Annotated in this window: 10 protein-coding genes; all 10 read right to left on the bottom strand. The window is 42.3% G+C overall.

The window, feature by feature from the left end; all coding sequences use genetic code 11:
- Positions 1-164 precede the first annotated feature (164 nt).
- Entirely contained in the window at positions 165-344 is a 180-nt protein-coding gene (locus ACRD6K_RS01985) for a hypothetical protein (RefSeq protein ID WP_430971861.1), read from the bottom strand.
- A gap of 78 nt (positions 345-422) precedes the next feature.
- Positions 423-1,334, bottom strand: coding sequence for a glycoside hydrolase family 43 protein (locus ACRD6K_RS01980; protein ID WP_430971860.1), 912 nt, complete (start codon positions 1,332-1,334; stop codon positions 423-425).
- A gap of 96 nt (positions 1,335-1,430) precedes the next feature.
- Positions 1,431-2,990: a glycoside hydrolase family 43 protein gene (locus ACRD6K_RS01975; RefSeq protein WP_430971859.1), complete on the bottom strand. Its 1,560-nt coding sequence runs from the start codon at positions 2,988-2,990 to the stop codon at positions 1,431-1,433.
- A 44-nt stretch (positions 2,991-3,034) separates the two neighbouring features.
- Complete coding sequence (locus tag ACRD6K_RS01970; protein WP_430971858.1) at positions 3,035-4,153, bottom strand: glycoside hydrolase family 43 protein; 1,119 nt, start codon at positions 4,151-4,153, stop codon at positions 3,035-3,037.
- A 104-nt stretch (positions 4,154-4,257) separates the two neighbouring features.
- Positions 4,258-5,706: a glycoside hydrolase family 76 protein gene (locus tag ACRD6K_RS01965; protein WP_430971857.1), complete on the bottom strand. Its 1,449-nt coding sequence runs from the start codon at positions 5,704-5,706 to the stop codon at positions 4,258-4,260.
- A gap of 19 nt (positions 5,707-5,725) precedes the next feature.
- The gene (locus tag ACRD6K_RS01960; RefSeq protein WP_430971856.1) at positions 5,726-6,871 is read right to left on the bottom strand and encodes an aldose epimerase family protein; all 1,146 of its coding nucleotides are present in this window, start codon (positions 6,869-6,871) and stop codon (positions 5,726-5,728) included.
- Positions 6,872-6,901: 30 nt separating this feature from the next.
- Positions 6,902-9,043, bottom strand: a complete 2,142-nt coding sequence (locus ACRD6K_RS01955; protein WP_430971855.1) for a GH92 family glycosyl hydrolase — start codon at positions 9,041-9,043, stop codon at positions 6,902-6,904.
- Positions 9,044-9,578: 535 nt separating this feature from the next.
- Complete coding sequence (locus tag ACRD6K_RS01950) at positions 9,579-10,568, bottom strand: family 43 glycosylhydrolase (protein WP_430971854.1); 990 nt, start codon at positions 10,566-10,568, stop codon at positions 9,579-9,581.
- Between the two features lie 35 nt (positions 10,569-10,603).
- On the bottom strand, positions 10,604-11,809 hold the full coding sequence (locus tag ACRD6K_RS01945) for a sulfatase-like hydrolase/transferase (RefSeq protein WP_430971853.1): 1,206 nt from the start codon (positions 11,807-11,809) through the stop codon (positions 10,604-10,606).
- A gap of 28 nt (positions 11,810-11,837) precedes the next feature.
- Positions 11,838-12,096, bottom strand: a 259-nt coding sequence (locus tag ACRD6K_RS01940; protein ID WP_430971852.1) for a transposase, incomplete at its 5' end; no start/stop codon positions are given.

Here is a 12,096-nt window from a genome sequence, read left to right as displayed (position 1 = left end):
GCCAGTTTTTCAATTCGCGAAGAAGACTGTCTGCCAGTTGAGATTTTACTGTTGATAAATTATTCGACTCGCCTGCATTAGTCTTGTTATGACACAATTCAATTTATTCCCCTAAAATTAGTTTACTATAGGATTTATTCTATACGACAGAAAAGCCATCCGTATCAAGATAATCGCCACAATAGTAAATCAGTTACAACCGTATTTTTGTCTAACCCCATTGAAAATAGACGATCCTGCAATTTTCCAGCCTGACTGTCTGGCAATTCTGTCATTGCCAAGTATTCTGCACTAGGTACTTCTGTAACATCTCCAAATCGATTCATTGATTTTTTATACCCCATGCTAAACTACTATTCGAGAACGGAGCTATTCATTCGCTAAATATTTATTTACAAAGCTCTCTTAGATAAAATCCGTCATTACTTTAATTTCCTTTTTGGCACTCCTTCAAAAGTAATTTTTACCGGTTTAATAAGGCCGTTCTCGTCAAAATACATGCGATCAATACAGGTTACGCGGTGGTTTCCGTCGGTTTCGCCCAAAGGCCGGCGATGATACACAATGTAATATTCATCCGTCCCGGGAACTTGAATCACGGAATGATGCCCCGCTCCAGTTGCCACATTCGGATCTTGCTTCAGAATCTTTCCGATCCTTTTGAACGGACCAAAGGGCGAATCGGCAATGGCATAAGCCACGCTGTAATCGGGACCTGTCCAGCCGCCTTCGCTCCACATAAAATAATACTTGCCGTTGCGGATAAACATAAACGGGCCTTCCACATAGCCTTCGGGTGTAATTTCCTTAAAAGTGGTACCATCTTCGAAAGGAACAAACCCGGTAAAATCGTCCTTCATTTTGGCAACATTGCAATGCCGCCAGCCGCCGTAAAACATATAGTATTGACCGTCTTTATCCTGAAAAACAAACTGATCGATGGGCTGAGCGCCGTTGTGAAATTTATCTAACAATGGTTTACCGAGGTAGTCTTTATAGGGGCCTTCGGGCTGATCGGCCACGCCAATCCCGATTCCGCCTTCCTCGTTATCGCTTTGAATATCGTTGGCTGCAAAAAACAGAAAATACTTGTCATCTTTCTGAACAATCGCCGGTGCCCACATCGCACGCCAGGCCCATTTTACTTCGGTAGTGTCAATAATCCGTTCGTGCTTTTCCCAGGTTACCAGGTCACTTGAAGAAAAACAGTCCATAAAAACCTGTTCGTTGTATGGAGCGGAATAGGTCGGAAAAATCCAGTATTTATCACCGAAAACAATTCCTTCGGGATCAGCATACCAGCCTTCAAAAACCGGATTATGGTTGTTGCCCATTCTTTTTTGCGCCATTCCCGTGAGGCACGACAAAATAAATGAGGACAGAAGTATAAGATGCGAAATCTTGTGCATAGTCATATTTTCCTTTAATTTTTAATTATAGTGATACTTTATTGTTACTGATGAAAAGTGGAATGCGTTTTTACCGCTTCCTTTGGTAATAAAACCAACGCGGGGAGAAAATCCCCATTGAGCCAGAAAGGTCCCGTCAACCAGTTGTTGCTGATCCACCTGTACCGGAATCCAGTCTTCACCGTTCTCCGACCAGAGGAACTGAAAGTAGCGTCCGGAAACAGCTTCATACTTTAAGAACACTGACGCAGGTTTATTCAATGCCATCTCTGAAAGAATTTGCTCTTCGCCATTTTTCACCTGGTAAAGCACCAAGCCTGACTGGTCAACTGCAAGGCTCAACAAATAATTTGTGTTGCTATAAATACCGATTCCATTTCGTCCTTTTGCTGGAATTACTTCTGCTACCAGCTCATAATTCCCTTTTTCGGGGCGCAGTCCCAAGAAAGAAATACCGCTTTCCTGCGGAGTAATTATCAGTTCACCGTCTGCTACTTTCGCATCAGGTTTCACTCCTATTATGTCCCATTCCAGAAACGATAAATATTCGTCAGTTGAGAAATCGTCTGTAAAAACGGAATCAATTCTTTGCACTTTATTTTCAAACGGAACCGGCGCACTTACCGAGGCCGTGCCATTCTTAAAGTATGGCCAGCCCGTTTCTTCGTTCCAGAACATTTCATCCAGCATTCCCTGCCGCCCGATAAACTCAAAATCGATGGCATTGTATGAATGATACATGTAAAAATACCGTCCGTCGGGAGTATTCACCAACGTTCCATGCCCCGTGCAACGCCAGGTTTCTCCTCCCTGCAAAATAGGTTCCGGATTTTGTTCCCAGCCCGCTCTTAAATTTTTAGAACGCGCCACCATAACATGGTAATCGCAGCGATTATCGCAGCAACCACCTGCCGAATACAAGAGGTAATAATAGCCGTTGCGTTTTATCAGACACTGGCCTTCGTGTCCAGGGCCTTTCCAGCCTTTTGATTGATCGGTCAGCGAAAAATACTCACCTTTTAAACTCAATCCGTCTTCGCTTAATTCAGAAGCTAAGATTTCAATTTCGCGGCCTTCGGTCAAGCCATATGCTTTCCAGGTAATGTAGAACTTACCATCCTCATCCTGAAACACAAAAGCATCAATGGCCTCGTCCCCCCATTCGATGATAATTCCGTGATCGGTAAATCCTTCATAAATATTTTTTGTACTTGCCACTCCGATGCAAGCAATTCCGGTGTCTTTTCTTTTGGTGGTGTAATACACAAAAAAAGTTCCGTTTTTATAATACAGTTCGGGGGCCCAAAAATCTTCTGAAGACCAAGCGGGCGGTTCGCTAAAGACGGCACCAATTCGCGTCCAGTTGATCAGATCCTTTGATTCGTAAAGCGGATAATTGGGTGCAAAATCATTACTGGTGCCCGCGGCATAATACACATCCCCCACCCTAATAATTGTAGGGTCGGGGAAATCTCCTTTAATAACCGGATTTTGATAAGCTGCCTGCTTCCTTTCTTTCTGAGGTGCCGCACAAGCCGTAAAAAACAAGGCGGCAACTATTAATGTAAAAATATGCTTCATGTTGTATTTTCTGAACTATTTTTTATTAACGATCCAACCTTTTTTCATCGTTTTTCTTCTTTTGTCGTCGGTCCATAAACAATCAGTTTTCCATTCGTGTCAATCTCCATCGGATCGATGAAAACCACCCGTTCGTCACCCGTTTTCGAAGTTCTTCCGTGATACACACACAGCAATGTTTCCCCATCGGGAGCCAGTGTCACCGAGTTATGCCCGGTGCCGGTTACTACTCCTCCCTGTTCCACATTTTTTTGTAAAACCGGGTTGTTAGCTGCCTTTTGAAAAGGCCCTAAGGGTGAATCGGAAGTGGCATAACCCACTGCATAGTTTTTTCCGCCAAAGTAATTGGCCGAATACATAATGTAGTAGGTATCCTTGTTTTTCAGCAGGAAAGAACCTTCGGTCCAGCGGCGGTTTACTTCACCCGAAGTTACCGAACGGCTTTCCCACTCGGCCTGCTGGTCGTCCATCTTTACCGGTGGACGCAGCAATAGTTTGGGGTCTCCGATAATTCCAGAAAAGTCAGCCCGAAGTTCTACCCCGTAAATCCAGCTCTCTTCAATCTCCTTGAACATCCCTTTCTCACGAGCCCAGTCGGCCACTTCGCTTTCTACCGGATTTTTATAGCAACATCGCGAATAATACAGGTAAACTTTGTCGTTTTCAAACCAAAGGTTTCCATCAATAACAGGATATCCCGGATCAAAAATCGGTCGATCCATCAGGTCGGTGTAAGGACCAGTTGGCTTGTCGGAAACCGCCACTCCGATACGAAAGTTTTCGAGTTCGTTGGTGGGATTTTCACGCCAGTCGGCACTAAACAGCAAATAAAACTTCCCGTCTTTTTCGTACAATTCAGGAGCCCAAAAATTGGCAATATTCCATGAGTCATCTGTGTTCCCCTGATAAATACGGCCTTCGTCTTTCCAGCTCTTTAAATCGGTCGACGAATACATTTTGAAGCCATCCTTCACACCTCCGGTGCCGACCATGTAATACATCCCGTCCGATGCTTTCAGAATATATGGATCCCCAAATTCAACGGGCAACGGGTTGTCAAATTTCAGCTGTTCTTTTGCCGGCTGACACCCAGTAAAAAAGGTTATTAGCCCCAAAAGCATTACAAGCGCCAATTCACTTAAACTAATTTTAATTTGTTTCATTATTAGGTTTGACTTATTCAAACTTAAAGATTGTGAGACCTTTAGAAACCGATCTTTCCTCATAAGCATTATTCTCTGATTTAGTATTATTCTCTGATTTAGCATTATTTTTGGAGTTCATAGCTTGATAAGACTGCATATTCAGCAGCAAAAGCAAAACTGAACATGGCTTCTGTGTTATTCTTATCATGCTCAGAGTTCCAGCCAGCCAACAAGTTTGTAGGAAGAACCCCCTTGAAAAGGAAGTTTTCATATCCATAATCCAAGATCTTTTGGAAACTATCGATGTATTTTTCAACATTATCATATGCCGGGAAAATATCAACATAAGCTCGCATCAATACACCGTTAAACCAGTTTCGAAAACCACTGGTGTCGTATGTGTAGTATCCAGGTAAAGTTTGTTCTGGTTTTGCAAAATAGTTGAAGCTGGCATCGGCTAATTTTCTTGCATCATCAAGGTAATGTTCATTATTTGTCACACGATACAAATCTGTGGCACCAGAAAGCATGGTTCCACTGTTGTAAGTAATAGCAGGCCCTACACGATCGCGACAAACAATCCCTTTACGAAAAACAGTGCCATTTACAATCTCTGTTTCAGGAGTGCCAGGAACACACCCTCCCATCATATCATCATATACACCATCTTCTCGTAACAAATGTTCTTTCTGCCAATGATAAATTTTCTTTGCAAATTCGAGATAATAGTCGCTTTTTTTAACCAAGATGGTTTGACGGGTTTTATTATCCTTTGCATCAATAAAGTTGTAGGTAATTTCGTCTGGTTTGTTTTTATACAATTCAGATAACCAAACTAAGGGACTTACCATTGGGGCATTACTACAAGCATGTTTAGTTACATAACCCGGCCCCCACGTTATTCCTCCAATTTCATTTCCATGACCATCTCGAGTACAATCCCATCCATCCAGAATATATTCAGTTAGATATTCAGCTTTCTGTAAGTAGACTTCATTCTTCGTAAGTCTATAAGCTTCAATCAGCTCACGAACCAACCACATTTGATCATCATAAACGTTCTCGATTCCCGCAACCTTTGCAGCTCCCTTTACATTGTGCCGATTTACTCCGTATACCGACCACTTTCGAGTTTGAGTATAGGATGTCAACTCAAAAGTCCCTAAATAATAATCAGCATTTTCATACAACGAGTGCAATAATTGCACATAACGCTCAAAATTTGCATTGTAAAGCGATACATCTCCTTCTGATTTTTGAGCTTCAAGCCCATGAAGAATTGCATTTATGGCCTCAATAGCACTCGTATACATCCAAATGCTCCCTTTTTCTTCTGAACGTACGCCGGTATATGGGTTATAAAACCTGGCCATCGCCATCTCTTTCCCTGTAAAGTGAGCAACGATTGCACTGTCGGTTAGCGCCATTGCTCGCCGAAGGTTTTCTCCAGACAAAGTAATACTCTCTTTCGAAGAGGTGTGCGAACTATTTTTAGATGCTGCATCTCTACACGCTATCGCAATAAACAACACCAAAACACAAGTTGCAATATTGATTTGTAAAAGTTTCATATTCTATTTGCTATCATTTCTATTCAACACTGAACTTGTAAATGGTGGATGTATTATACTCCTCACCCGGGTTCAGGATAATTGATGGAAATAGTGCTTGATTGGGACTGTCTGGAAAGTGTTGAGTTTCCAATGCCAATGATTCCCGATAGTCAAATGATCTTCCATATTTCCCAACATCAGCCCCATCCATGAAATTTCCTCCGTAAAACTGGAGTCCAGGTTCTTTTGTAAAGACCTCCATTTTCCGGCCACTCACCGGCTCGTAGACGGATGCAGCCCATGTCATTTCTCCCCGACTCTCTTTATTCAAGACAAAATTATGATCGTAGCCAAGGCCATTGTTCAGTTGCTCGTTTGTCTTCTGAAAATGCAGATCCTGTCCAATCGGTTTTCTTTTTCTAAAATCAAATGGAGTGCCCTCAACCGATTCATTCTTTCCATAAGGAATCAATGTTGAATCAACAGGAGTATAATAATCAGCATTTATCGTTAACAGATGATCGTTAATTGTACCACTTGCTTCACCTGCCAAATTAAAAAAGGCATGATTCGTCAAGTTCACAGGTGTAGCTTTATCAGTCGTTGCCTTATAATCAATTCTCAATGCATTGGATGTTGTCAGCGTATACTGAACAGTAACTGCCAGGTTCCCCGGATAGCCCATTTCTCCATCTTTTGATAAGTAAGTCAACGTAACAGACGAATCAGTCTTCATTTTTAAATCCCACACAACATTATGAAACCCCTTAGGACCTCCGTGCAGATGATTTACACCATTGTTTAAAGGAAGTGTATATATTTTTCCTTGCAACTCAAATTCTCCTTTTGCGATTCGATTTCCGACTCGTCCAATTAATGCTCCATGAAACACTTCTTTTGCATTTAAATACCCATCGATCGAGCCAAACCCCAATACGACATCAGCATATTCACCTGTTTTATCGGGTGTTAACAGACTAACAATGCGTCCTCCATAGTTAGTAATTGCTGCAGCCGTATTTCCATTCTTCAGAAAGAACAGGTCAGTACTCTTCCCATCAACAGTCTTCTGGAAATTCTCCGGATTAAGTTTAATCTCAGGAGATCCTTTTAAAATCGGCCTATTGCAGCTCACACCAATTAATAGCACCACTAATAGAATTATAAGATTGTTCGTTTTCATTTTTCAGTTTCAATATTAAAATTCAAAAAATCATTCGGTTGTAATAAATAGCTTCTTCCCTTTCTTCAAGTTGCCATGTGAAATAAAATACCCGTCAAGTCGTTCATCATCATAACTTATCTGGGTCATTTTCCGACCAGCACCCACTTTATGAATCGTAAAATAGGTTTCATTATCCAGCTCAATAGTAACCTGATCAAACAAAGGAACCGATACAATATACTCAGCATCGCCCGGAGAATAAGGATAAATCCCCATGGCCGCAAACACATACCAGGAAGACATTTCGCCTGCATCATCCATACCGCAAAGCGCCAAACCGTGTTCGCCCATTCCGTAAAAATGATTCATAATACTATCAAGCATCACCTGCGACTTTTCAGGTTTATCAACGAAATGGTAAAGAAATGGGAAACTATGAGCAGGTTGATTTCCATGGCAATACTGACCGATAAAAGATGAAACATTGCGTGCAATATAATTACCGTTCCAGGGAATTGTAAACAACTGATCGAGCTTTTGCTCAAACGCATCCTTGCTCTCATACAAACCGATCAATCCTTCGGTGTCATGTGGTGCAAAGAAAGCAGACTGCCACGCATTAGCCTCGCGGTACATGTATTCGTAATAGGGATATTCCGGATTAAACTCAGCAACCCAATCGCCATTTTCCAATCGCCCGCGCATCAATCCGGTTGACGAATCAAACAGGTTTTTATAATTTGAAGCTCGACTCATTAACATCTGGTAATCGTCTTCGCGGTTCAACTCTTTGGCCAACACAGCCAGCGAATAGTCATCATAGGCATATTCCTGCGTTTTTGTCACCCCTGCTTTGGCTTTCGTTTCAACATGTGGATTTTCCACTTCGGGCGTCGAAATGTAGCCCTTCTCGATGTATTCCAAAATATGTGGGCGCGTGCCGCCTTCTTTCGTAGCATTATTCATAAGCAACTCGTAAGCACTTTGTACATCGTAGCCACGAATACCTCGCAGGTATGAACCTGAAATAAAGGGTGCAGCATGATCGCCATGGAAAAAGGTTGGCATAAAACCTGTTTTCTCACCTTTATCAATCAAGGACTGAATGACATCATTAGTGACATCGGGCGACAGCATGCCCAGCAACACCAGCTTGTTCCGGTAGGTATCCCATAATGAAGGATTGGTGTAGTAGCGGAAATTCTTTTGTACCACCTTCCCGGTGGCATCTGTAAATTCGCCATTCACATCACTACGCAAAGCCGGCCACAGGAACGAACGGTATAGTGAAGAGTAGAACAGTTCTTTTTGACGCTCTGTTCCACCGGTCACCTGAATTTTAGACAGTAGGTTTTCCCAGGTTTGGCTGGCTTCACTTTTCACTTCTAAAAAACTTTTTGAGCCCACTTCTGCTTCGAGGTTTTCTTTGGCATTTTCGGTACTCACAAACGAAAGGCCGACTTTGATTTCCAAAGGCTGATCGGATTCTTTAAAGTTCACTACCGAGATTTCGTCTCGTCCTTCGCCCAACGATTCGATGCCTTTTATGGCATGATTGGCTTGTGCGTAAAAATAGATTTTGCCACCGGTTTGCTGATAGCCCTGAAAGGCTTGCTCGCCTTGTTGCTCAATTTGCCAGTCGCTCACCCTTTCATTGGAACGATTCAACTGCGCAACCAACTTCTTCGGCTGATTAGCTTCGAAGGTATATTTATGAAATCCAGTACGCAAAGTAGAAGTTAATTCCACATCAATGTTATAACGCTCCAGCCAAACCTGGTAATAACCAGGTTTGGCCGACTCGTTTTCGTGGCTGAAAGCCGAAGCAAAATCGTAGGGATCCACCTCACCTGTGACTGGCAAAAACGGAATGTGACACAGATTCCAGTGTCCCTTATTGGTATGCGTAAAAGCCAGTATTTTCTCATCTTCGTATTCATAGCCGGAACCGCTGCGCCATTCGGTAATCGGACTTAACTGAACCATCGCATTGGGAAGCGAGGTTCCCGGGAAGGTTAAGCCGGCCCAAACACGCCAGTCTTTGGGTGGAGTATAGCCCACATCAACACTATCCTGCAACGGAGCCGTTCCTAAAAAATGATTGACATAATCAGTCAATTGTTTGGAAGATTCTTCACAAGAAAAAAGAAATACCAGAACTGCGATTACAAAGGCATGCTTAAATAGCATAATTAAATGATTTAAAGTTTAGTTGGTTTAGGTTATCAACAATAGTATTGCTGGTAACTTAAATACAAGATGAACTCCTTATCCACTCACGCCAGAATAAAATTAAATTCGGGAGTTATTTCTTCATTCTGCCTTTCAAGCCATTAGCCAAGTAATCCTACCTCTTTTGAAAGCCCACAGCAACAAGTGATATCCCCCCATCTGGCTGTGCTATCTAATCAGAGAAGCACCTTGACTGTTTCTTCAGTTTAGATCAAGAAAGACAATGCTTCATTAATACTTTATTTCCTGAAAACTTTAGTATGATATACTTTTAAATACTCAGCAATGCCTCTTGATGTAAAGTCTTAAAGTCTCGATTCCCCATTTCTGATTCCTAAAATCAATCTACCTTAAGATTATTTCACCCTCAAAATTGTTGTGCTTCATCAGGTCCAGGGTTAGCATAATTTGGATCTTTTGCCCGAATGATAAGTTCATTGTTGACCATTTTCACGTCTAAAGGAACAAGTGTTACCCCTTGCTCATTGATGGTTTAGGCATTTTGAGACAGATCCCGGGATTGAATGTCTTTTTTTGCAAGAGGAGGAACGTTGGCATTAAAAAAAGCTGTACACCACCATTTTCCTACCTCATCTTGAAATGGCGTTCCATGCCCCAGAAAACGTCCCACGAATTTCCGTTCGCTATAAGGCCCTTCAATATTATCTGCTGTAGCGTAATATAGATTATAACTCCCTTTTCGCATGATTCCTGTTGACCAACCAGTGCCAAAAAGAACATATTTCCCATGTATTTTCCTAATCAAACATCCCTCATGCCCCATTTTCCTATTTTCTCCTGAAGGACCAATTTCCACCGCTTCTCCGGAAAAATAAGAAAGATCAGGTTTTAGCGGAGCAATTAACGTGGCTCCCCAAATCATCCACCAGGTACCATCATCATCTCTAAACAAAGAAGGATCATGTCGTCGTCCAATCTTTGTACCCATCGGATTAACCCAAGGCCTTTGAGGCTCAATACTTGAAGCAACAGACATATTTGCCCCACCAACAGGAGAGGGACTCGTATGAACCACGACTACCTTGTTGTCAACAAAGTAAAACTCGGGTGCCCACAGCCGCCATGACTCTTTGGGAGTGGAATTAAACTTTTCGGGCTTTGTCCTGAACCAAACACCATCTTCCAGTGTATAAGGAACTCCCAAAGATTCCCAGGTAATGAAGTCTTTCGTTCTCCAAGCCTGAAGTTCATAACCAACAAGGCTCGAATCCCCAAGTCCGATGTTGTATTTCGTCTGTTCTGTCTCTTCCTGCTGCGAGGACTGAGTCGTTCCGGTAAGATAGAAAAAGTTGTCTGGTCCCTTCACCAGATAGGGATCACGTATCCAGCCATCTTTTACATGAATGGCACGATCATGAGCCAATAAAGCAGCCTTTATTTCCCTAGGTTTTGACAGGGAACTCGTAACTATATCGCCATCTCCTGAAGAAAAAGCTAATAATAGAAAAAGGAATAGTTGCATGATTCAGTTAATTAAAATTCATTTTATCGAAATTGTTATCGCTTACTTGGATTCCTCTCCAATTCGTGCACTTTTCTCCAGTCTTCAACTCGATGATTCAAGGCCCACTCCTCCCACATTTTTCTCATCTCATCAACTTTATCCGAATATCGACCGGAAAGATCATGTAATTCTGCCGGATCCGCTTCCATATCATACAATTCCCACTTTTCATGGTTGTTGCTCCATGCCAAAACCAACTTAAACCTACCCAGACGAACAGCCTTATTCCCCTCATGTTCCCAGAAAATAGGTTCTGTATGAATTGGTTTATCCTGGCTGATTGTCGGAAAAATGCTTTTACCCACCAATTCCTGAATCTGGTTCCCTTGATGGCTTTGGGGATAATCGGCTTTTGTCACTTCTCTGATTGAGGCAAGTATATCTGGCAAAAATCCATATTCTTCTACCCACTGACCATTTTTAACCGAAGAAATTCCATTAGGCCAGTGAACAATCAATGGTGTATTGATTCCCCCTTCGTGCACCCAGTGTTTATAGCGTTTAAAAGGCGTACTGGAAACATTAGCCCAAGCCTCTCCATAAGAGAGGACAAAACCTCGTTGACTTTCCAGGTCGTCAGCCTTTCCCCCTCCTAGCATTCCCCCTTCGGCACAAGCACCATTATCGGATAAAAAGAGAATAAGAGTATTCTCCAGATCACCACGTGCTTCCAGAGATTCGACCAACTTGCCGATATTCTGATCCATCCGATCAATTTGAGCCGCATAAATAGCCATTCGCAAATCCATCTCCTCCTTTTGTTCTTCTGACAAAGAATCCCAATCAGGCCCTGCCTGATCTGACAAATCAACATCCTGCTGAAGTAATCCAATGGCCTTCATTTTCTCCAAACGAGCTTTCCGGGTTTCGGTCCACCCTTTCATATATTTGCCACGATACTTATCAATATCCTCCTGCAAGGCATGTAAAGGCCAATGGGGACTGGTGTAAGCCAGATACAGGAAGTAGGGTTTGTCTGCATCCGATTCATCAATAAACTGAATAGCGTAATCGGTAAAAGCATCGGTAATGTAATAATCACTTTCTGGCTCAATGGGATCGTTATCCAAAGTCAATCCTCTGGGAGCCTTCGGATTAAAATAATTGGCTCCCCCCGAAATTATTCCATAAAAGCGATCGAACCCACGCTGCAAAGGCCATTTTTCCTTTCCATGATATCCCAAATGGGTAATGTTCATTAAACTGTGTCAATTGTATTTTTTGCTATTAGAGTTTTAGTTTGCATCGTTCTCCAAATTTGATAATCAGTTCTTGTTTTACTTGCCCCCAGTAAGGAGGTTTGCTGACCCAGTTTTTTGTTATTTGTTGTTGAGCCAGATAAAGTATCTTCATTAAGGCCATATCACTGGGGAATGCGCCTTTGCGCTTAGTAACCCGTCGTATCTGTTTGTTGAATCCTTCAATGGTATTGGTGGTGTACATGATGCGTCTCAAGTGCTTGGAATAATCGAAAAAGCGGGTTAGG

The organism is Sunxiuqinia rutila, assembly GCF_050589705.1.
GTDB lineage: Bacteria > Bacteroidota > Bacteroidia > Bacteroidales > Prolixibacteraceae > Sunxiuqinia > Sunxiuqinia rutila.
The sequence above is the reverse complement of the archived record's forward strand: the minus strand, read 5'-3'. Positions and strand labels throughout refer to the sequence as shown.